Source organism: Paraburkholderia sp., assembly GCF_047605525.1.
GTDB lineage: Bacteria > Pseudomonadota > Gammaproteobacteria > Burkholderiales > Burkholderiaceae > Paraburkholderia.
Map to the genome: position 1 here is coordinate 37920 of NZ_JASGFN010000001.1, position 21910 is coordinate 59829.

The window sequence follows — 21910 nt, forward strand, 5'->3', positions numbered from 1 at the left end:
CGCTCACGCCTCCTCTGTGGTTCTGGCGTTGTTGGAATAAAGGGCGCGCGGGCTCGCGCCGAACAGTTCGATGCGCGGCCGCGCGCCGCCCGGCGAAGCGAACAGCTCGACCCGCTTGCGCGCCGCCGCGAGCCGCTCGGCGCGCGCTTCGGCGCTTTGCCGCACGAGCGCCTGTTCGCGCTCGGCCACGCCCGCTTCCTGCTGCAAGCGCAATTTCTTCACCATCACCTGGCCGGTGCGCGGCATGAACGCGACCTTGCGCGGATGCGAGCCCTGCAGGTCCTCGGCGACGATGCGGATTTTCTCGGTGGCCAGATAGCGGCGCACGAACGCCGAGTTGCGATCGCCGATGTTCATCGTCGTCATGCCCGCGAGCACCGCGCCGCCGCCGAACACCTTGGCCTCGAAGCGCTCGCGCCGCCCGCCCGCCTTGATGAGCTCGTTGATCAGCACTTCCATCGCGTACGCGCCGTAGCGCATCGAGTCCGACGCGGCCTGGGCGACGTCCGCGCCGTCGTCGTCGGGCAGCATGAAGTGGTTCATGCCGCCGATGCCGGCGGCGCGGTCCTGGATGCAGGCCGCAACGCACGAGCCGAGCACGGTCACGAGCACCATGTCCTCGCTCGTCGTGTAAAACTCGTTGGGCAACAGCTTCACGGCGGGGCGCTGGAAGTGGTTGTCGTAATAGAGATTGGAAGCGATCGGCAACGCGCTGCTCATGCCGTCACCCCGCTCGCCGTGTCATGCGTGGCGGCGCCGCCGGTCGCTTGCGCCGCGCCGCGCGAACTCGCGCGCGCGCCGCCGGCGTCGCGCGTCAGTTCATAGACGGTCTGGCCGCGCAGCCGGAATGCCTGCGTCACGTACGTGAAGTTCTCCGAGTGGCCGGCGAACAGCAGGCCGCCCGGCTTCATCAGCGGCTCGAAGCGCGTGAGCACCTGCCCCTGGGTCGGCTTGTCGAAGTAGATCATCACGTTGCGGCAGAAGATCGCGTCGAACTGCGAGCGCAACTGGTAATCGCGGTCGGTCAGGTTCAACTGCTCGAAGCGCACGAGCGCGCGCACTTCGGGCCGCACCTTGACCATCCCCGCATGCGCGCCGGTGCCCTTCAGGAAGAAGCGCCTGAGCCGCTCGGGCGACAGTTGCCTCACCTGGTCGAACGGATAGACGCCGGCCTGGGCCTTCGCGAGCACCTGGGTGTCGATGTCGGTTGCGAGCACCGACGCCTGACGCGCGCCGCTTTCGCCGAGCGCCTCGATCAGCGTCATCGCGATCGAATACGGCTCCTCGCCGGTCGACGCGGCCGAGCACCACACGGACACCGGCTGCGCGCGGCGCTGCACGAAGTCGGCGAGGATCGGGAAGTGATGGGCTTCGCGGAAAAACGCGGTGAGGTTCGTGGTCAGCGCATTCGTGAACGCCTCCCACTCGGCCGGATCGTTTTCCGTTTCCAGCAGATCGAGATACTGGCGGAACGTGTCGAGACCGCGCGCGCGCAAGCGGCGCGCGAGGCGGCTGTATGCCATGTCGCGCTTGTGATCCGACAGCGAGATGCCCGCCGCGCGATGAATCAGATCGCGAATGCGGGCGAAATCCGCCGACGTGAATTCGAAATCGCGTCCCGTCTCGGCGGATCTGGCCGGTTCGCTCCGCTCGGGCATTGCCCGGGCGGAGCGTGGCTGTGCGCGCGTTGCCATCATGAGAATTCCTGTCTGCGATATGTGCCAGCACGCTTGCCGCCCAGCCGGTCTGTCTGGGGGGAAGGAATCGTCGTCGCGGGATCGCGCCTGCCCGCGCATTTCATCGGCATACGGACGGCCGGCGGCACGCGCTTGCCGCGTGTTCCGATGCTTCGCCCGTAAGCGGGCTCGATGCCGGGTGACCGCATGTCGTTACACCGTTCGTTGCCTAGAAAGTTTCCCAGTCCGCGTCGGAGCCTGCCGCTGCCGCGCTCGCCACAGCCGGGCGCGCGCCGGCGTCGGCCGCGGCGCGTGCGGGCGTCGCGGCCGGCTTCGGCTTCAATGCCGGTTCGACGCGTGCGGCTGCGCCGTGCACGGATTGAGCCGTGCCTGCCGTCGCCGTCACCGCCGCGTTGCTCGCGCTCGCTGCGTTCGCAGCGCCCGCTGTTGACGGCGCGGGTTTGACGAACCGCGAACCCGCGGCGCCGCCCGCCGGCGCGGACGTCTGCGCGCGCACTGCCGGCGCGCCGTTACGCGGCGCGCCGCCGGCCACCTTCCAGCCGCTCAGCACGGCCTGCAACTGGCGCGTCTGGTCTTCGAGCGAAGCCGCCGCGGCCGCCGCCTGTTCGACCAGCGCCGCGTTCTGCTGCGTGACCGAGTCCATCTGCACGACCGCGCGATTGACCTGCTCGATGCCGCCCGACTGCTCTTCCGACGCGGCGCTGATCTCGCCCATGATGTCGGTCACGCGGCGCACCGCCTGCACGATCTCGTCCATCGTCGTGCCCGCGCGGCCGACCAGTTCCGAGCCGCTGTGCACCTTGTCGGCCGAGTCGCCGATCAGCTCCTTGATCTCTTTCGCCGCGCTCGCGCTGCGCTGCGCGAGGCTGCGCACCTCGCCCGCGACCACCGCGAAGCCGCGGCCCTGCTCGCCGGCGCGCGCCGCCTCGACCGCCGCGTTCAGCGCGAGGATGTTGGTCTGGAACGCGATGCCCTCGATCACGCCGATGATGTCGACGACCTTGTTCGAACTCGTCGCGATCTCCTGCATCGTCGTGACGACCTGGCTCACCACGTCGCCGCCGTGCGTCGCGATATCCGACGCGTTGACCGCCAACTGGCTCGCCTGGCGCGCGTTCTCGGCGTTCTGCTTCACGGTGCTGGTCAGTTGATCCATGCTCGACGCGGTTTCCTGCAGCGACGCGGCCTGCTGCTCGGTGCGCTGCGACAGATCGGTATTGCCCATCGCGATTTCGCGCGCGCCGGTGTCGATCGATTCGGTGCTGCCGCGCACCGCCCGCACCATCGTCGCGAGGCTTTCCTGCATCTGCTTGATGCCGGCGAACAGGCGCCCGATTTCGTTGTTGCTGTACACCTCGACCGTTTCGGACAGATCGCCCGCGGCGATGCGCTCGAAGCACGCAGTCGCGTCGCTCAGCGGCTGCACGATGAGCCCGCGCAGCGCGATGCGGATGCCGATCACGAGCAGCAACGCCAGCACGATGATGGTGATGATCGACGTCATCATCAGCGACGCGTTGGACTGCGCGCTCGCCTCCTGATCGAGCACACTACGCTGCAGCGCGTTGATGACCGCGGCCGCCGCCGTGTCGAACGCGATGAACATCGGGCTGATCTTCGTGTCGGCGACCGCGTGGTACGCGTCGAGATTGTTCGCGTTGAGCGCCGCGAATTCCGCGTCGACGCCGTCGTGCATCACCGCCGTATGTTTGGCGAGCACGTCGTCGAGCAACGCCTGATCGACGCCATGCTTCGGCGCGTCGAGATACGCCTGCCAGCTCTGGTTGCCCTTCGTGAGCAGTTCCTGCGCGCGCTCGAGTGCCTTCTTCGCCTCGTCGGCGTTGCCGGCGGCCGTCAGCGTGTTGAAGCGATCGATCGCGAGACGCGAGCGCAGCATATAAGACGATGCATCGTCGAGCGCGTGAATCGACACGAGTTCGCCGCGCGCGATGCGATCGAGCGAGCCGCTCGCGCGATTCAGCGCGGTGAGCCCGAGCGCGCCGACCACCACGGTCAGCGTAACGAGAAGAATCCCCACCATCGTCAACGAGGTGCGGATCGACCACCTGCTCAGCATTCTGGTGCTCCCTTTGCCTGTTCGGTGTTGTCCGTCATTGCCGCGCTCAGACGCCGAGCGTCTCGGTGAGCGACATCTCCCGGCTCGTCATCAGCTTCTCGATGTCCATCAGGATCAACATGCGGCCGTCGACGGTGCCGAGGCCCGTCAGGTACTCGGTCGTCAGCGTCGCGCCGAACTCCGGCGCCGGCATGATCTGATCGACGGCGAGCGTCAGTACGTCGGACACGCCGTCCACCACCATGCCGACCACGCGATGCGCGACGTTCAGGATGATCACGACGGTCTGGTGGTCGTACTCGACGCGGCCCAGATGAAACTTGATGCGCATGTCGACGATCGGCACGATGATGCCGCGCAGGTTGATCACGCCCTTGATGAACTCGGGCGCGTTGGCGATGCGCGTCACGTTGTCGTAGCCGCGGATTTCCTGCACCTTCAGGATGTCGATGCCGTATTCTTCCGCGCCGAGCGTGAAGACGAGGAATTCCTGACCGCCGGCCTCCGCCTGCTGCGCGTCGCGGCGGCCATTCGTACCGCTCGCGCTCGCGACGCTCGAATTGATGGATTGGACTTCTGCCACGTTAGCCCCCAAACGGTTGGGATGAATTGAGTTGAATGTGTGTTGCGCCCCGCGTCAGGCGAGGCTCATCTCGCGTTGCGCCGGTTCGCGCTCACGTCCGCGTTCATGCCCATGCGCATGAGCGTGTCCGTGCGCCTGACGCGACTCGCGGTTCAGCGCCGCCACGTCCACGATCAGCGCGACGCTGCCGTCGCCGAGAATGGTCGCCGCGGAAATGCCGTGCACCTTGCGGTAATTCGTTTCCAGATTCTTCACGACCACCTGCTGCTGGCCGACCAGTTCGTCGATCAGCATCGCGAAGCGCCTTCCCTCGGTCTGCATGATCGTGACGATGCCCTGAGTCGGCTCCTGCTTCGCGTCGCGCACGTTGAACACCTCGTGCAGCGCGACGAGCGGCAGGTATTCGCCGCGCACGCGCACCACGCGCTCGCCGTTGGCGACCGTATAGATGTCTTCGGCTCGCGGCTGCAGCGACTCCATCACGAAGTTCAGCGGCAGGATGAAGATCTCGTTGCCGACCTTCACCGACATGCCGTCGAGAATCGCGAGCGTGAGCGGCAACACGATGCGCGTGGTGCTGCCCTTGCCCGCGTGCGAGGTGATCTCGACGTGACCGCCCATCGCCTGGATGTTGCGCTTCACGACATCCATGCCGACGCCGCGGCCCGACACGTCCGTCACCTGCTCGGCCGTCGAGAAGCCCGGCAGGAAGATCAGGTTCCAGACTTCCTCGTCGCTCATCGTTTCGCTGACCTGCATGCCCTGCTTCGCCGCCTTCGCGAGAATCTTGTCGCGGCGCAGGCCCGCGCCGTCGTCGCTCACCTCGATGACGATGTTGCCGCCGTGGTGCGCCGCCGACAGCACCAGCTGACCGGTCGCATCCTTGCCCGCCGCGCGCCGCGCCTCGACCGTTTCGATGCCGTGGTCGAGACTGTTGCGCACGAGGTGCGTCAACGGATCGATGATCCGTTCGATGAGGCTCTTGTCGAGTTCGGTCGCCTGACCGAAGGTGACGAGTTCGACCTCCTTGCCGAGCTTCGCCGCCAGATCGCGCACCAGACGCGGGAAGCGGCTGAACACGTAATCCATCGGCATCATGCGGATCGACATCACCGCTTCCTGCAGATCGCGCGCGTTGCGCTCGAGTTGCGCCATGCCGTTGAAGAGCCGGTCGTGCAGCGCCGGATCGAACGTGCTGGTGGTTTCGGCAAGCATCGCCTGCGTGATCACCAGTTCGCCGACCAGGTTGATCAACTGATCGACCTTCTCGACGCCGACGCGAATCGAGCTGCCTTCGCCGCCCGCCGCCGCGGCGGCCGGACGGGCCGCCTTGCGGTCGTGCTCGGCGGGAGCAGCAGGCGCGGCGGCAACCGGGCTGGCTGCCGCCGGTTGCGCCGCGCCGGGTGGCGGGGCAGACGCCGCCGGGTCCGCGAAACCCTGCGCGGCGCTGCCCGTGCCGGACGTGTTGGCCGGGCTGGCGGGTGCGGCGATGTGGGCCGCCGGGGCCGACGATGCCGCATGCTCCGCGTCGGTGGCCGAATGCGCGTGCGCCACCGCGGCGGCGGACACAGCGTGTGTTGCGTGCGCCGGCGTTCGGGCGGCGGCGTTGGGCGTTCCAGGTTCGCCCTGCTGCGCGTCGTCCGCCGGCGCGGTGCCGCGGCCGATCGAGATCTGACTTTCGTCGATCACGAAACAGCACACGGCGATGATGTCGTCGGAGGGTACGTCGGTCGAAAGCCACAGCATCAGATCGCTGCCGCTCCTGACCTGCCCGACGATGTTGCCCAGGTTGCCCAGCTCTTCGGCGAGCAGTTCCTGGTCTTTCTCTCCCACGCCCCGTAGCGTAATTTTCAGATGAGGACCGTCGGCCTTGCCATCGGCTGTCCCCGCGGCCTGCCCGGTCTGTGCCGGCTCGCCGCCCGTCCCTTCGCCCGCCACCTGCACCGCCTGTTCGACGACGTGCTCGGGCGGGATGCCGCCTGGTTCCTGTCCTGGCGCCGCGCTTGCCGATGCCGCCGCCATCGCCGGTGTTTCCGGCGGAACCGGCAAGCGCTCGGCCGGCGCTGTTTCCGCCACCGCCGGCGCGCCGCCCATGCGGCTTTCCGCATGCAGCCGTTCGAGCTTCGCGCAGATCGCGCCCGCCACCGCCGCGTCGGGCTCGGCGCTCGCGCGATAGTCGGCGAGCTGGCCGGACAGCACGTCCTTGGTTTCGAGGAACGTGTCGATCATGTCCTTGCGCAGCACGAGTTCGTTGTTGCGCGCGCGATCGAGCAGCGACTCGAGAATGTGCGTCGTCTCCGTGAGCGCGGTGAAGCCGAAGGTCGCGGCACCGCCCTTGATCGAATGCGCGGCGCGGAAAATCGCCGCGAGGTCTTCGGGGTCCGGATGGGCCACGTCGAGATCGAGCAGCAGTTGCTCCATCTGCGCGAGCAGTTCATCGGCTTCGTCGAAGAACGTCTGATAGAACTGTGTAATGTCGAGTGTCATACCTGGTTCACCGCGAGAGTTCCTGTCCTGGCGTGCTGCCGTGCAGCCGCGTCGAGAGCTATCCGTACTGTGTCCGTGCCGGGTCCGAAGGTGGCGCTTACGCGGGGTCCGGCCCGGCCAGCGCCGCCACCAGTTCGGTCAGCATGTCCGGGTCGAGCGGCTTTTCGATCCAGCCGGTCGCCCCCGCCGCGCGCGCCGCCGCCTTGAACGGCTCGCCCGATTCCGTCGTCAGCACGAGGATCGGCGTGCTCTGGTACGCCGGATTGCCGCGCAGCGCGGTAATCAGATCGAGGCCGGTCTTGCCCGGCATGTACTGGTCAGTCAGCACGAGATCGAACGACATCGCGAGCGCGTTTTCGAGCCCTTCGTTGCCGTCCGCCGCGAGCGTGACCTCATAGCCCGCGCCCATCAGCGTCGCGGCGAGGATCTGCCGCATCGATGCCGAATCGTCGATTGCCAGGATGTGCCTGATCATGAAAACCTCGCCGCGCTTGACGTCCGGACCACCGGGCGGGCCGCGCCACCAGGGCGCGCCGCGGCCCGGCCGCCACGGTCTGTTACTGGGCCGCCGGCGCTGCCGCCGGTGGCTTCGGTGCAGCCGTCACCGGCTGCGCAAGTTTTTGCAGCAGCGGCTTCGAGCCGGCTGCGTCGTCCGACAGGGTGGTCGTCGTCGAGTCGTCGTGATTGAGCGCTTCCTCGGACTTCCTGTTCAGCACGATGATGCTGATGCGGCGGTTCTCCGGGTCGAGCGGATCCGCCTTGTTCAGGTTCTGCGTCGACGCGAGCCCGAGCACGCGCATCACCTTCGCTTCGTCCATGCCGCCCGCGATCAGCTCGCGGCGCGACGCGTTCGCGCGATCGGCGGACAGCTCCCAGTTGCTGTAGCCCTTGTCGCCGCCCGCGTACGGCACCGCGTCGGTGTGGCCCTGCACGATGATGCGGTTCGGCACGTCGTTCAGCGTGTGGCCGATCTCGCGCAGGATGTCGCGCATGTACGGCTCCACCTCGTCGTTCGCGGTCGCGAACATCGGCCGCTTCTGCGAGTCGACGATCTCGATGCGCAGGCCGGTCAGCGTCGAGTCGATGCGGATCTGCTGCTTGAACTGGCGCAGCACCGGGTTCGCCTCGATCGCGGCCATCAGCTTCACCTGCAGGTCGTGCAGACGCACCTGCTCCTGGCGCTCGAGCTCGCCCTGCAACTGCTTCATCGAGTCTTCGTTGTTGTGCGAGGCCGTGCGCTCCGCGCGGCTGTTGCTGCCGTCGGTCGCGCGGGTCACGCCCTGCGCGTCGGTCGAGATGTCGCGGCCGCCGCCCTTCAGGATGCTCGAATCTTCGGCGCTTCGATCGCCGCCCCACAGCGTGATCTTCAGCGGCTGGTTGAAGTAGTCGGCGATGCCTCTCAACTGCACCGAGGATGCCGAGCTGAGCAGCCACATCAACAGGAAGAACGCCATCATCGCGGTCATGAAGTCCGCGTACGCGAGCTTCCACGCGCCGCCGTGATGGCCTGATTTCTTCGGTGACGCGCGCTTGACGACAATGGCGCGATCTTTGTCCTTGCTCATCGTTCGATTCCCGCCGCCTTATTTCGCCTTGACGCGGCGCACGTGCTCTTCGAGCTCGGCGAACGACGGACGCTCGGTGGAGAACAGCACCTTGCGGCCGAATTCGACCGCAATCGCCGGCGCATAGCCGTTCAGGCTCGCGAGAATCGTCACCTTGATGCACTGGAACATCTTGGTCGACTCGGTCACGCGCTGCTCGGCGACGCTCGCGAGCGGCCCGATCAGCCCGTACGAAAGCAGAATGCCGAGAAAGGTGCCGACCAGCGCCTGCGCGATCATCTCGCCGAGCACCGCGGGTGGCTTGTCGGCGGAGGCCATCGTGTGCACCACGCCCATCACCGCGGCGACGATACCGAACGCGGGCATCGCGTCGCCGACCTTGGTCAGCGCGTGCGCGGGGGCCTCGCCTTCCTGGTGGTGCGTCTCGATCTCCTCGTCCATCAGGCTTTCGATCTCGAACGCGTTCATGTTGCCGCCGACCATCAGACGCAGGTAGTCGGTCAGGAACTCGACGATGTGGTGGTCGGCGAGAATCTTCGGGTACTGCGTGAAGATCGGACTCTTCGACGGATCGTCGATGTCGGCCTCGAGCGTCAGCGTGCCTTCCTTGCGCGCTTTCGCCAGCAGGACGTAGAGGAGCCCCATCAGCTCCATATAGACGTCCTTGTTGTATTTCGCGCCCTTGAACAGGGTTGGGATGACGCGCAGGGTCGCCCTGATCGTCTTCATTCCATTGCCCAGAATGAACGCGCCGAGACCGGCGCCGGCGATCATCAGCACTTCAACGGGTTGCATCAGCGCGCCGAGATGACCGCCTTCGAGCGCATAACCGCCGAAAACGGACAACAGCGTCACGAGTGTTCCCACGAATATCAGCACTGCCGAGCCCTCACAAAGAAGCGACGTTAACCGTCGTTAATCTGGTTTACGGCAACGGCGCGGAAAACTTTGAGGGGAAAACCGCGTGGCGCTCCGGTGTGAAACCAGAGGCATTCGGCGCTCCTGCGCGCGCGGCGCCCGGCGCCCGGCGATGGCGAGGGGGGACGGTGGCCGCGTGCGCGGCCTGGAGTGGTGGCGTTCCGGGCGGCGTCAGCCGAGTTGCTCGACCGGCTGGCCCGCCATCAGGATCGCCGAATGTGCCTGTGCGGCAGCGCTTTGCTTGCCCTTGTCGGCGAGGGCGGACAGCACCGCGTGATCGTCGAAACGGAAGCGGCACAGCATCTGGTTGGACGCCGCGAGCTTGACGGTCTGCGCCAACGACAGATTGGCGAGCACGTCGGCGAGCTGATCCGAAATTCCCATGCGAAACATGCCCATCGGCTTGTCTTCGCGCAGCAGGCGCTGTGCGAGCAGCAGATAGGACAGGTTGACTTCCCTGATCTCATTGAGCATATCGCTATTCGTGCTCATGATTTCCCCCGTACATATGTCCGGCTGGTCAGGCCGTTTTTTGCGGAAACGTTTGCTCGAACGTGCGCAATCAAACCGCACGAATCGGCCGTCTCTGGTCTTGCAAACATTGTGTCTAAAGGGGGGACTGCCGAAAATCGGAGAGACACCCCGCCTTTCTGACGGATAAATCCGTCATTTCTGTAGGAATTTTTCCTACATGTGGCGCTGCCGGGGGATGCATTCAATGGGATGAAGCGACGCGCACCGCGGGACTGGCGATGCGCCTTGATGAGTTTCGGCGGCCGCGGCATGTACCGGATGGTGAGTTTCCAGGAATTTTTTGCCGCACCCTGAAACGTTGAAAAACAATTATAAGACCTTTTCACGCCTGCGCAATGCGGCTGGCTTCAGGCAGCTTTCAGGCGGGTTTTTCATTCTTTCGAAGCCGGGCGCGTCGCTTGCTGAAGCACGTCGGGCTTGCCGAGCGTTGACTCACGCATGCGGATTAACGCTTCCCGACTCTCGGGATCGCCCTGTTATATGAGCTGTAACGGCTCGTGTTTCGCGCTGTAACAACATTAAGCGTTTGAAAAATAACTCGAATTGGCGTCGTCAATCCCGATAATGAACGCTAAGGGATTACCCGATACCGATTCGGAGCACCCCCGGGCGGCGGCTAACCGCGCCCAACCGTCCGTCAGGCATTCGCTTTCGCGCTATTCGCGCGTCGCCCTGCGAAGCCTCAGTGAACAGGAGAAACCGCATGCGAATCGCACAAATCGCGCCGCTGTATGAAGCTGTCCCCCCGAAACTCTATGGCGGCACCGAGCGTGTCGTGTCGTATCTGACAGAAGCGCTGGTCGACCTCGGCCACGACGTCACGCTCTTCGCGAGCGGCGATTCGGTCACGTCCGCGAATCTGGAAGCGTGCTGGCCGCGCGCGCTGCGTCTCGATCCGACGATTCGCGATGCACTGGCGCCGCACATCCTGATGATGGAAAAGGTGCGCAAGGTCGCGCACGAGTTCGACGTGCTGCACTTTCACCTCGACTACATGCCGTTTCCGCTCTTCACGACGATGGACACGCCGTTCGTGACCACGCTGCACGGCCGCCTCGATCTGCCGGAATTGCAGCCGGTGTTCGACACGTTTTCGCACGTGCCGGTCGTGTCGATTTCGGATTCGCAGCGCATCCCGCTGCCGCAAGCCAACTGGCTCAACACGATCTATCACGGGCTGCCGGAGCAACTGCTCACGCCGCAGCCGCACAGGAAGCCCGAGTATCTGGCGTTCCTCGGCCGCATCTGCCCGGAAAAACGCGTCGATACAGCTATCAGGATCGCCGCGCAAAGCGGTCTGCCGCTGAAGATCGCCGCCAAGGTGGACAAGGTCGACATGGAATACTTCAAGCGCGAGATCGAACCGCTGCTGTCGATGGCGCATGTGGAATTCGTCGGCGAGATCAACGAGGCGCAGAAGCCCGAGTTCCTGTCGGGCGCCAAGGCGCTGCTGTTCCCGATCGACTGGTCGGAGCCGTTCGGCCTCGTGATGATCGAGTCGATGGCGTGCGGCACGCCGGTCATCGCGTTCAACCGCGGCTCGGTGCCGGAAGTGATCGACCACGTCGTGACCGGCTATATCGTCGAGGACGTGCAAGGCGCGGTGGCCGCGCTGCAACGTCTCGATGAACTGTCGCGCCCGGAAATCCGCGCGCAGTTCGAGCGCCGTTTCAGCTCGAAAACGATGGCGCAGAACTATATCGACGGCTATTCGGCACTGATTGAAACGACGCGGCGCCCGGTATTGCGTCAGGTGGCGGTCGGCTAAGCGCGTTTGAAAAACGGCCGGCCCGGCCCATAGCGGACGAGTCCGATAACGGAATCGTTTGCGCAAGCGGGAATCACAGTTATCGCACTTGCCCGGTCGAGAAAAAGCCGCCCCGCACGGGCGGCTTTTTTAATAGCGGGGTGGTTGCGCTTCCACGCGGATTAGCGTCCGGCCAATAAGCCAAACACTAAAAAAACCTTCAGACCGCTTTCATCCACCTTGCCTGACATCGCATTGGACTCAGGCCGAGCCAATCAGAAAGCGTTCGCGATTCTTGCCGACAATCCATTTCGGCGGCTTGCCGCGACCGCTCCATGTATTGCCCGATTTCGGGTCCTGATATTTTGCCGGCAGCGGCGTCTTCTTCGGCGGCCGGCCGCGCTTGGCGGCAACCGCGAAACCGAGGTCCTGGGCGGTCAGACCGTATTCGGCGATCTTTTGGCGGATGTCGGCGACGACATTGTCAATTTCAGTGCGGCGCGCTTCTTCTGCTTGTGCCTGCAATTTGGCAATCTGCGCCTTGAGATCTGCATATTGAGACATTCGGTTCTCCCCTTTTCTAGAACTCATTCGACCGCAGACTAACTGCAATTATAAAAATTCGCAATGGCCAGTAATACCGGTTTAGGAAGATTTCCTCTGATAATTATTAAACCGCGATGAATTGTGGAGCCTTCTTTTATCCCGAAATAATCCCTAAAGCCGCGCCGCTAACATTGACAATCTTTGACACCTGATTGGGATACCCCTGTCTAGAATTGCGCGCTCAAGGCATGCATACGCGGCTTGCGATGCGTGCTCCTGAAGCATCTTTAAGGGATTACCAATCATGCAATTGTCAAAACGCCTTGTTGCCGAAGTGTTCGGCACCTTCTGGCTCGTACTCGGGGGTTGCGGCAGCGCGGTTCTCGCGGCGAATTTCGCCGGGCCGCTTCACGGTCTGGGTATCGGCTTCGTGGGCGTGTCGCTCGCCTTCGGCCTGACCGTGCTGACCATGGCGTTTGCGATCGGCCATATCTCCGGCTGCCACCTGAATCCGGCCGTGAGCGTCGGCCTGACCGTCGCCGGCCGCTTCCCGGCGCGCGATCTGCTCCCGTATATCGTCGCGCAGGTGGTCGGCGCCGTGCTCGGCGCGTTCGTGCTGTCGCTGATCGCATCGGGCAAGCCGGGCTTCGATCTCGTCGCGAGCGGATTCGCGACGAACGGCTACGGCGAGCACTCGCCGGGCCACTACTCGCTCGCCGCGGCCTTCGTTTGTGAAGTGGTGATGACGGGCTTCTTCCTGTTCGTGATCCTCGGCGCGACCGACCGCCGCGCGCCTGCCGGCTTCGCGCCGATCGCGATCGGCCTGTGCCTGACGCTGATTCACCTGATTTCGATTCCGGTCACGAACACGTCGGTCAATCCGGCGCGCTCCACCGGCCCGGCGCTCTTCGTCGGCGGCGCGGCGATCGATCAACTGTGGCTGTTCTGGGTCGCGCCGATCATCGGCGCGGTAATCGCGGGCGTCGTGTATCCGCTGGTCGCCGAGAACCACGGCGACACGATGCGCAAGCTGGCGCTCGACTGACAGGCCGGTTGCGCAATCCGCGGGAACGGGCGCCACGGCGCCCGTTTTTCTGGCGCGACCCGGGTGCCGTGAGCGGCGTGGCGGCCATCTGTTCGCGCGGACCGCTGCTAGAATCGGGCGACCTCCCGGCCTCGCACAGGTGCTATCGATGAACCGTTTCCGCGGATTCCTGCATGGCGTCGCATTCGCGCTCGGCGGCTTGTGCGCGGGTGCATCCGGACTGCCCGCCGCGCATGCGGCCACGACCGCCACCGCGGCCACGTCCCCGGCCGGCGGCAATATCGAAACACTCGTCTTCGTACGGCATGGCGAGAAGCCTGCTCAAGGCTATGGGCAGCTCGACTGCCAGGGGCTCAACCGCGCACTGGCGTTGCCGGCCGTGATCGCCGCGAAGTTCGGCAAACCCGATGCGATCTATGCGCCCGACCCTGCCCAGCAGAAAGACGACAGCGGCCGTCCCTACTATTACGTGCGTCCGCTCGCGACGATCGAGCCGACCGCGATTCAATTCCAGATGCCTGTGCAAACGCCGTATGGTTATGCGCAGATCGACCAGCTCGGCAACGCGCTCGTCGATCCGGCCAACCGCGGCAAGCTGATCGTCATTGCATGGGAACACAAACTGATCGAGAAACTGTCGCGACAGATGCTGGGCGCGCACGGCGGCAATGCCGCCGACGTGCCGAAGTGGCGCAGCGACGACTTCGACAGCATCTATATTGTTCGGCTCGACTGGCAGAACGGCATGCCCCGCGCGAGCTTCAAACATGACCGCGAAGGGCTCGACGGACGCGCGACCGATTGCCCTTGCGCGGCATTGCCTGGGGTGTCGGCATCGGTATCGGCGGCTTCGGCAGCTTCGGCGGATTAATCGGGTAATACAGATGTAAGCCACGATTACGCGCGTCACCGCGTAAATCGGACAACGCGCGCGCAGAGCCTGCGTGGAACCCGCGTAGAACCGTTAGCCAGCCACGCGCCGTGCGCCGCGAGGCCTGACATGGAGAGACTTTCAGCGCAGCACGGCAGTGACTTGCCGCGAACGCGCGACATTTCCGCCACCCTTCAATTGCTTCGACGATGCTTGCAGTCCGTAACATCTGGTCGCAGTCCGCGTCGCCCCGAGTGCGTACATTGGTCCTGTGCGACAAACCTACGTCGCGTCACAGGAGAGCAACATGAAACGCATCGTCACTCACTTGCTGGTTGCCGCCGGACTCGCGGCGGGCGCATGCGGTGTCGCGCAGGCACACACGGATCTGAGCGTCGGCCTGTCGCTCGGCGCCCCGGCTTATGTCGCACCGGCGCGCGTCTACGCGGCGCCGGAGCCGGTGTACTACGGCTACGGCGGCTGGAATCATCGCTATGACCACGGTTACTACGCCCGTGACTATCACCGCTATGACCGCGGCTGGGGCTGGGGTCACACCGACCGCCGTTGGGGACATGACGATCGAGGCGGGCATCGTGGATGGCGTGACTGATGAGTGACTGACGAGCGTCGGTTAGCGGGGGTTGCCCGATGGCCGTTCGGCCTAAGCGCCGTCGATGACGGTTGATGGCTGGTGATTGATCGGCGATCGGCGGTTAGCGGTTGAAGCCCCCGCGCCTGCCGGGCAAGTCCACGGCCCGCATCCGTGCAAAGCGGATGCGGGCCGGTTTCATTCCGGCTCAGGACGTCAGTTCGTCGTCGAGCGAAAAGAGCTTGCGCAGATGATGCGCGACACCCGCCTCGAAGTTGTTGCCGATGCGCGGCACATGCGGCAGACGGGTGATCAGATCGGGATTGGCGTTGTTCATCATGAACGGATGGCCGGCGGTCTCGAGCAGGTCGATGTCGTTCATGTTGTCGCCGAACGCGACGCAATGCGAAGCGTCCACGCCGAGGCGCTCGAGCACGATCTGCAACGCGCGCCCCTTCGACACGTTCGACGTCATCACTTCCAGGCAGTCCGGCAGCGAATAGGTGACGTACAGGCGCTCGCCGAATTCGCGTTCGAGATTGGCGGCCACCTGCGCGAGATCGGCGGGGTCGCCGATATAAAGCGCCTTCGCGATGTCGGCACCATCGTGGTTCGGCAGGTCGGTCACTTCATAGGTGAAGCCCGAGTCCTGGTGGAACTTCAGCAGATCGGGTGCATCGCGGTCGATCAGCCATGCCGCGTCGGCGAACAGATTCACGATCACGCGGCCATGCGCGCCGGCAATTTCCGGTTGCACGAGGCGCTGGACGACGGCCGGCGGCAGATCGTCGGCGTGAATGACGGTGTTGTCCGGCGCGTGAATGCGCGCGCCGTTCGACGTAATCAGATATGGCTCGATGCCGAGCAGATCGCGAATTCCGGCGACGTCGCAGTAATGCCGTCCCGTGGCGATCACGAATTGCAGCCCGTCGCTTTCCAGCTTGCGCACCGTGGCGACCGTGAACGGGTCCACCTGGTGATCGGCGTTGAGCAGCGTGCCGTCGAGATCCGTGGCAATGACTTTGTACATGGTGAGAGCCGACGGCGGTTAGCCGTCGAGGCAGCGTCAAAATGCGTATTTTACCGGTGGCGGTTGGGGTGCCGGTTTAGGGCTCGAGCCTGCGCCTTCAGTTCCCGGAGCCAAGTCCCCGAACTCCCGGCCCCAGGCACCCAATCCCGAGCCTGTGTTCCTTGCGCTGCGCCTGCACCTTCATCGGCCGGCAAGCCGCTCGGCCTCTCGCCGCGCGAGTTGCAGTCCACCACGCGCCGAATCCGCCAACGGCTCGCGCAAACGCGCCTGATAAATTTGCGGCACGTATTCGCGCAACGGCGCGCCGAGCCCACCGCACAGCGCGACCGGCAACGTACCGGTGTCATCCAGCGCGGCGATCATCTTGCCCACCTCCACGCCGGCCACACCGAGCAGCCGCGCCGCGAACGGATGCGCGCGGTGTTCGAGCGCAATCGGCGCGAGCCGCGCATAAGCGGTCTGATCGGCCGCGCACAACCACACGACGAGACTGTCGCGATCCTGCGCGCCCGTGTGCGCGAGCAGCGCCTCGACGAGATCGTCGTGGGGCACGCGGCCGTCCAGCGCCTGCTGCGCATGCACGATCAGCCTGAGCCCGAGCCACGCGCCGCTCGCTTCGTCACCCGACGGGAAACCATAGCCGCTCGCCATGCGAAACCCGCCGTCGCTCGCGAGCGACGCTGCCACGCTGCCGGTGCCGAGCGCGACGACCACACCGGGCGCGCCGCCGTGCGCGCCGAGCAAGGTCGTATAGGCGTCGGTTTCGACGGCAAGCCCGGCCAGCTTCGGCGCCAGCGCGTAAAACTCCGCGAGCCAGTCGCGATTGTTGACGCCCGCGAGCCCGCATCCGAGCACGCAGCGCGACCAGTCCAGCGTCACGCCGACGCGTTCGAACGCCTCGCCGCAGGCCGCCTGAATGGACTGCCACGCGCGAGCGACGCCGAGCCCGAGGCCCGAAGGTCCGCTGGCCGCCTGCACCAGTTCGCGGCCCTGCGCGTCGCCGAGTACAACGCGCGTGCCGGTGCCGCCGCCGTCGACGCCGATCAGAAAGAAGTCGTGAGTCATCGAATCGAATGAGTCCGTGGGTGAATTAACGCGTAGCGTGGCAGGTCGATTGCGATCCGGCAATTAGCCGAACGGCCGGCTTGCGGCGTACGCAGCTTCAGCTATGCTGGCGGACGACATGGCCACGCGGGAGCGCGACAGTGACACAACGATGCAACTGGGTATCGAGCGAAGCGCTCGCACAGTACCACGACACCGAATGGGGCGTGCCCTCGCGCGACGACCAGCATCTGTTCGAAATGCTCGTGCTCGAAGGCGCGCAGGCCGGTCTGTCATGGTCGACGATACTCAACAAACGGGCCGGCTACCGCCGCGCGTTCGCCGGTTTCGAGATCGACAAGGTGGCCCGCTTCACACCGAAGCACGTTGATGCGCTGGTCGCGGACGAGAGCATCGTGCGTCATCGCGGCAAGATCGAGGCAGCCATTCAGAACGCGCGTGCCGTGCAACAGATTCAGACCGAGCATGGCTCGCTCGCGAACTTCGTGTGGTCGTTCGTCGACGATACGCCGATCCAGAACGAGTGGGCCTCGTACAAGCACGCGCCGGCGTCGACGGAGGTATCGGACGCGCTGAGCAAGGCCCTGAAACGCTATGGCTGCAAATTCGTCGGCTCGACGATCTGCTATGCGTTCATGCAGGCGGTCGGCATGGTGAACGACCACGAAACGACCTGCATGTGCCGCGCGCGATGCGCGTCGCTGGGCAAGAAGTCGCGCCGTCGCAAGGCGGGTTGAAGCGGCGGAGTTGTTTTTGCGCTGGGCGCCCGAGGCTTAGTGCCGTGGGTCTAACAAACGCGTGCAGCCTGGGGAAATTCCCGAGGGGCCTGAGCAAACCCTCTGGCGTTTGCCGTGCGACGCCACCCAGCAGGCCTCGGACGCCTGCTGTCGCGCCGACGCGCCAATCCGACACTCGTATCCGGTGAAGCCCTGTTGTGCTTCCGGTGGACGTCGGTCGTTATACGGTTATGAGCAGCACAAGGGGCACCGCGGCGATGACAGCGCGCTGGATACCAGCCTTCGTCCGCTCGCGCCATGCGCGCTCGACAACGAATAACCGCCGCTTCAGGCGCGGGAGACCAGCCATGAAAACGCTCAGCTTCCTGACCCATCAGGACATTTTCGATCGGGCCGTGACCCATCTGTTCGGCCAGAAGCGCGCGGCCTTGCTGCCAAAGGGCGGCGGCGCTTATCGGGGCTATTGCGGCGGCTGCCCGGTCGGCAGCTTCATCAGGCCGCGCGACTATATGACCGCGATGGAGGGCATTCCGGTGCGTTTTCTCGGCAAGACATCGGCCGAGATCCCCGCTTATATGGACGTCGGCATATCCGCACTGAAGAAGGCGCTGCTGCGCGCGCGCATCAACGTGTACGACCCGGCTACCATCGATCTGCTCAGTTGCTTGCAGAACGTGCACGACGTTTTCGGCACATGGGAGTGGCACGAGCGGCTGGGCTCGATCGCGCGGCAGTTCAACCTGTCCGCCGAGCGGCTGAAAAACGCGGCATGACGGGTTGCCCGCCAGGCGTCAGCCGTAGCAAAAAGCGCAGATGCCCTCGGCAACGTAAATGCACGAAATCAGGACATTCGGGCACACGCAAACCGACACAGAGCCCAGACATCCGCATCGAAAGCCCAAAAAACAAAACGGCGATGTGGCCTCTTTCGAAGCTCACACCGCCGTTCGGCGTGTGTAAAAAGCGTGCTTAGTGCAGCTTTTTCGGCAGCATCTGGCTGCGCAGACGCTTGTGCAGGCGTTTCACAGCAGCAGCCTTCTTGCGCTTGCGAGCCGTCGTCGGCTTTTCGTAGGACTGGCGCTCGCGCAGTTCAGCGATCAGGCCATTTTTTTCGATTGCGCGACGAAAGCGGCGAATTGCCACTTCGAACGGCTCGTTTTCCTTCAGAAGAATCGTCGTCATATAATTCCTAACTCAATCACCAGATACGGGTTTAATTGCGTGGCGGTAACCGCTCAGGGAACCACTCACGCGCCGGCCCTCCGGTCGCTCCGATTCGTGGCCAGTAACAGGCAAACGCAGGGCAAAAACACGACCCCGGCCAAACCACGAAATGAAGCGAGAGGCAAAGCGGCCACGGAGGCCGGAAAAGAGAGGTGGGGAGTTCACCGCGGAACGCGGACAGACGTAATGCAAAAGCCGCGTCTGTTGCCGTTTCGCCAACCTTTCATCAATGAAAAACACTGACGAAACAGGCAAAGATCTCAATTCACTCGCGATGATATCAGGAAACTCTCCATCGTACCAGGGGTTCAGCGATTGCGCCAGGCTTTTCCCCGACCTCGCGACAACGAGCCCGCTCCGGCACCGCAGCCCGCTCCGCCTGCCCCGTACCGTCAGGCGCTCGCCGCGTCCAACTCGCGGATATCGTCGGTTGTCAGCGTAAGCTGGAGCGCGGCAACAAGGCTCCTGAGCTGCTCGACCGAGGTCGCGCTGGCAATTGGGGCGGTAACGCTCGGGCGCGCAATCAGCCACGCCAGCGCGATCGCCGCCGGCGTGCTGCCATGCCGTTCGGCGACGCGATCGAGCGCGCCCAGAATCCGCAGGCCGCGCTCGTTCAGATATTTCTCCACCCGGCTGCCGCGCGTCTTGCCGGCCAGATCGGCCTGGCTGCGGTACTTGCCAGACAGAAAACCGCTCGCGAGGCTGTAATACACGACCACGCCGAGATGATTCGCGAGCGCCACCGGCTCGCTGTCGCGCTCGTATTGCGCGCGGTCGTACAGGTTGTATTCGGGCTGCAAGAGCTGGTATGCGGGCAAGCCGTGCTGACGCGATACCGCGAGCGCTTCCTCGACGCGAGCGCCGCTGTAATTGGACGCGCCGATCACGCGCACCTTGCCCGCTTCGATCAGCTTCTGATACGCGCCGAGCGTCTCCGTGAGCGGGGTCGCGGTATCGTCGTCGTGGGAAAAATAGACGTCGATGTAATCGGTTTGCAGGCGCCGCAGCGAGTCTTCGACCGCCGCCTGAATGTTCGCGGCCGACAGCCCCTTGCGCTGCGGATGCTTCGACACCTTGGTCGCGAGCACGATCCGCTCGCGCTTGCCGCTTTGCCGGAACCACTTGCCGATGATGGTCTCCGACTCGCCGCCCTGGTTGCCGGGCACCCATGCCGAATAGACATCGGCGGTGTCGATGAAATTGAGCCCGGCGTCGACGAACGCATCGAGAATCGAAAACGACGTCGCTTCGTCGGCGGTCCAGCCAAATACGTTGCCGCCGAACATCAGCGGCACGACCTGCAATTCGGAACGGCCAATCCTGCGCTTTTGCATGATTTCTCCGGAATCGATAACACGCGAACGAACGAGAATACGCTCTCTTTCGAATACCCGCAGCGCATCGCGCCATTGAGGCTACATGCGGCTTTCGGCCCACAAGCCGCGCCAGCTCCCGGCAACGTCGCGCCAACTTCGCGCAAACAATCAGGTACGGATTTACAGAAAGCCCCCTCAAGTTTTTTTCCCGAGCGCCGACATCCTGCTCAGAGGCGGCCAGCAACCATCGAATGCGTCCGCCCTTGTCAACGTGGCACAAGTCTTAAGGCTACACAGCCTCTTGGGAGAAATTTATGCTCAGCATCAATAGCAACATCTCGTCGCTGGTTGCTCAGGAAAACCTGAACGGTTCCAGCAGCGCGCTGTCGCAAGCCATCACCCGCCTGTCGTCGGGCAAGCGCATCAACAGCGCGGCAGACGACGCCGCTGGCCTTGCGATTTCCACCACGTTGCAGACCGCCATCAACGGCCTGACGCAAGGTGTCTCGAACGCGAACGACGGCACGTCGATGGTGCAAACGGCAAGCACGGGCTTGAGCCAGATCACGCAAAGCCTGCAAACCATTCGCCAACTGGCCAACGAAGCGGCCGGCGGCTCGCTGTCGGCAAGCAACCAGGCAGCACTGCAGCAGGAAGTCGCGCAGCAGGTCGCCGAAGTGAACCGTCTGGCGTCGCAAACCACCTACAACGGCATCAACCTGCTGAACGGCACGGCCGGCAACGTCAGCGTGCAGGTCGGCGCGAACGTCGGTCAGACCATCACGATCAATCTGAGCCAGGGCGTGTCGGCGGCTTCGCTCGGTTCGGGTCCGGTCCAGTCCGGCAACACGGTCGGCACGATCACCGGTCTCGACCTGACGTCCTCGGGCGCGGCGAACTCGGCTGGCGGCACGGGCGCGATCACCCAGATCAACATTCTGGCGAACGGCACGGGCGGCTTCACGTACACCGACCAGAACAACCAGGTGATCTCGAGCTCGGTCGCATCGAACCTGTTCACGGTGACGGGCACGGCCAACGGTATCGACAGCATCTCGCTGAACTCGACGTCCGCGACCAACGGTCTGACGCTCGACAACGAAATGAAGGCGATCAATTCGTACTACACGAGCGGCACCGACTCGGCGGGCAAGGCGATTTCGTCGGCGGCTTCGGGTACGGTTCTCGGCAAGCTGTCGGGCCTGAACATCAACCCGACCACGGGCAGCACGGCAGCAGCAGGCACCGCGAACGTGATCACGTCGATCACCGTCGAAACCAACGGCGCGGGCGGCTTCGCATACGTCGACCAGAACGGCAACCAGCTCTCCAGCTCGGTCGCGGCATCGGTGTTCGCGACGACCGGCGGCACGCTCTCGTTCGCCGGCGCCTCGAAGCCGGTCAGCACGATCTACGGCAAGAGCAGCACGACGGCCACGTCGACCGCCAGCGCAACCGGCAACTCGCTGCAGCAGATCAACTACATGAACCAGCCGAGTTCCGTCGCGAAGGTCGACATCAGCACCACCGCCGGCGCGAACCTCGCGATGGAAACGATCGACAACGCGCTGTCGACGATCAGCAACATCCAGGCAACGCTCGGCGCGGCGCAAAACCGCCTGACCGGTATCGCCACGTCGCAGCAGGCGGAGTCGACCGACCTGTCGAGCGCGCAATCGCAGATCACCGATGCGGACTTCGCGCAGGAAACCGCCAACCTGAGCAAGGCGCAGGTTCTGCAGCAAGCCGGCATCTCGGTGCTGGCCCAGGCGAACTCGCAGCCGCAGCAAGTGCTGAAGCTCCTGCAATAAGGTAGTCCGCGTAGTCGACGCAGGTGGGCCGTCAATGTATCGCGGCCCATCTGCGTAAGCATTTC

At 64.5% G+C, this 21910-nt stretch carries 21 protein-coding genes; 7 read left to right on the top strand and 14 right to left on the bottom strand.

The genetic code is table 11. The features are described from left to right. Nucleotides 1–3: 3 nt before the first annotated feature. The 9 genes from cheD to flhD all read right to left on the bottom strand — a co-directional run bounded on the left by cheD (nucleotide 4) and on the right by flhD (nucleotide 9819). On the bottom strand, nucleotides 4–720 hold the full coding sequence (gene cheD, locus QM685_RS00205) for a chemoreceptor glutamine deamidase CheD (protein WP_415111840.1): 717 nt from the start codon (nucleotides 718–720) through the stop codon (nucleotides 4–6). Further along, a complete protein-coding gene (locus QM685_RS00210; protein ID WP_415111841.1) occupies nucleotides 717–1697 on the bottom strand; it encodes a CheR family methyltransferase in 981 nt (326 codons plus the stop codon). The genes cheD and QM685_RS00210 overlap by 4 nt, the downstream gene beginning before the upstream one ends. Before the next feature lie 208 nt (nucleotides 1698–1905). Then, nucleotides 1906–3774 carry a methyl-accepting chemotaxis protein gene (locus tag QM685_RS00215; protein WP_415111842.1) on the bottom strand — a complete coding sequence of 623 codons (1869 nt, stop codon included), beginning with the start codon at nucleotides 3772–3774 and terminating at the stop codon, nucleotides 1906–1908. 46 nt (nucleotides 3775–3820) lie between these two features. Beyond that, nucleotides 3821–4357 (bottom strand): chemotaxis protein CheW, encoded by a 537-nt coding sequence (locus tag QM685_RS00220; protein ID WP_415111843.1) that lies wholly within the window; start codon nucleotides 4355–4357, stop codon nucleotides 3821–3823. Nucleotides 4358–4411: 54 nt separating this feature from the next. Then, the gene (cheA, locus tag QM685_RS00225; RefSeq protein ID WP_415111844.1) at nucleotides 4412–6844 is read right to left on the bottom strand and encodes a chemotaxis protein CheA; all 2433 of its coding nucleotides are present in this window, start codon (nucleotides 6842–6844) and stop codon (nucleotides 4412–4414) included. Between the two features lie 97 nt (nucleotides 6845–6941). Further along, the gene (locus QM685_RS00230; protein WP_415111845.1) at nucleotides 6942–7319 is read right to left on the bottom strand and encodes a response regulator; all 378 of its coding nucleotides are present in this window, start codon (nucleotides 7317–7319) and stop codon (nucleotides 6942–6944) included. 82 nt (nucleotides 7320–7401) lie between these two features. Beyond that, a complete protein-coding gene (motB, locus tag QM685_RS00235) occupies nucleotides 7402–8409 on the bottom strand; it encodes a flagellar motor protein MotB (protein ID WP_415111846.1) in 1008 nt (335 codons plus the stop codon). Between the two features lie 18 nt (nucleotides 8410–8427). Continuing rightward, entirely contained in the window at nucleotides 8428–9288 is an 861-nt protein-coding gene (gene motA / locus QM685_RS00240; RefSeq protein WP_415111847.1) for a flagellar motor stator protein MotA, read from the bottom strand. Nucleotides 9289–9498: 210 nt separating this feature from the next. Then, nucleotides 9499–9819, bottom strand: coding sequence for a flagellar transcriptional regulator FlhD (gene flhD, locus QM685_RS00245; RefSeq protein ID WP_415111848.1), 321 nt, complete (start codon nucleotides 9817–9819; stop codon nucleotides 9499–9501). A 745-nt stretch (nucleotides 9820–10564) separates the two neighbouring features. Between flhD and QM685_RS00250 the strand changes: the two genes are divergently transcribed. Then, on the top strand, nucleotides 10565–11629 hold the full coding sequence (locus tag QM685_RS00250) for a glycosyltransferase family 4 protein (protein WP_415111849.1): 1065 nt from the start codon (nucleotides 10565–10567) through the stop codon (nucleotides 11627–11629). A gap of 240 nt (nucleotides 11630–11869) precedes the next feature. Here the strand turns inward: QM685_RS00250 and QM685_RS00255 are convergent, their stop codons facing one another. Then, complete coding sequence (locus tag QM685_RS00255) at nucleotides 11870–12172, bottom strand: H-NS family nucleoid-associated regulatory protein (protein WP_013090908.1); 303 nt, start codon at nucleotides 12170–12172, stop codon at nucleotides 11870–11872. A 286-nt stretch (nucleotides 12173–12458) separates the two neighbouring features. Here QM685_RS00255 and aqpZ point away from each other — a divergent pair, with 286 nt between their 5' ends. The 3 genes from aqpZ (at nucleotide 12459) to QM685_RS00270 (ending at nucleotide 14683) form a co-directional block, all read left to right on the top strand. Continuing rightward, nucleotides 12459–13199 carry an aquaporin Z gene (gene aqpZ, locus QM685_RS00260; RefSeq protein ID WP_415111850.1) on the top strand — a complete coding sequence of 247 codons (741 nt, stop codon included), beginning with the start codon at nucleotides 12459–12461 and terminating at the stop codon, nucleotides 13197–13199. 148 nt (nucleotides 13200–13347) lie between these two features. Then, nucleotides 13348–14070: a histidine phosphatase family protein gene (locus QM685_RS00265; protein ID WP_415111851.1), complete on the top strand. Its 723-nt coding sequence runs from the start codon at nucleotides 13348–13350 to the stop codon at nucleotides 14068–14070. A 307-nt stretch (nucleotides 14071–14377) separates the two neighbouring features. Continuing rightward, nucleotides 14378–14683 (top strand): hypothetical protein, encoded by a 306-nt coding sequence (locus tag QM685_RS00270; RefSeq protein WP_415111852.1) that lies wholly within the window; start codon nucleotides 14378–14380, stop codon nucleotides 14681–14683. 187 nt (nucleotides 14684–14870) lie between these two features. Here the strand turns inward: QM685_RS00270 and QM685_RS00275 are convergent, their stop codons facing one another. Together QM685_RS00275 and QM685_RS00280 are read right to left on the bottom strand one after the other, a co-directional pair. After that, nucleotides 14871–15692 (bottom strand): Cof-type HAD-IIB family hydrolase, encoded by an 822-nt coding sequence (locus tag QM685_RS00275; protein ID WP_415111853.1) that lies wholly within the window; start codon nucleotides 15690–15692, stop codon nucleotides 14871–14873. Between the two features lie 180 nt (nucleotides 15693–15872). Further along, the gene (locus QM685_RS00280; RefSeq protein WP_415111854.1) at nucleotides 15873–16757 is read right to left on the bottom strand and encodes a BadF/BadG/BcrA/BcrD ATPase family protein; all 885 of its coding nucleotides are present in this window, start codon (nucleotides 16755–16757) and stop codon (nucleotides 15873–15875) included. A 140-nt stretch (nucleotides 16758–16897) separates the two neighbouring features. Between QM685_RS00280 and QM685_RS00285 the strand changes: the two genes are divergently transcribed. Together QM685_RS00285 and QM685_RS00290 are read left to right on the top strand one after the other, a co-directional pair. Further along, nucleotides 16898–17494 (top strand): DNA-3-methyladenine glycosylase I, encoded by a 597-nt coding sequence (locus QM685_RS00285; protein WP_415111855.1) that lies wholly within the window; start codon nucleotides 16898–16900, stop codon nucleotides 17492–17494. Nucleotides 17495–17841: 347 nt separating this feature from the next. Further along, complete coding sequence (locus QM685_RS00290) at nucleotides 17842–18267, top strand: hypothetical protein (protein ID WP_415111856.1); 426 nt, start codon at nucleotides 17842–17844, stop codon at nucleotides 18265–18267. Nucleotides 18268–18463: 196 nt separating this feature from the next. On the opposite strand, the gene rpsU is transcribed toward QM685_RS00290, so the two are convergent. Next, the gene (rpsU, locus tag QM685_RS00295; protein ID WP_006050883.1) at nucleotides 18464–18676 is read right to left on the bottom strand and encodes a 30S ribosomal protein S21; all 213 of its coding nucleotides are present in this window, start codon (nucleotides 18674–18676) and stop codon (nucleotides 18464–18466) included. Between the two features lie 434 nt (nucleotides 18677–19110). Continuing rightward, nucleotides 19111–20052 carry an aldo/keto reductase gene (locus QM685_RS00300; protein WP_415111857.1) on the bottom strand — a complete coding sequence of 314 codons (942 nt, stop codon included), beginning with the start codon at nucleotides 20050–20052 and terminating at the stop codon, nucleotides 19111–19113. A gap of 296 nt (nucleotides 20053–20348) precedes the next feature. On the opposite strand from QM685_RS00300, the gene QM685_RS00305 reads away from it, so the two are divergent. Then, the gene (locus QM685_RS00305) at nucleotides 20349–21845 is read left to right on the top strand and encodes a flagellin (RefSeq protein ID WP_415111858.1); all 1497 of its coding nucleotides are present in this window, start codon (nucleotides 20349–20351) and stop codon (nucleotides 21843–21845) included. The last annotated feature ends 65 nt before the right edge of the window (nucleotides 21846–21910 follow it).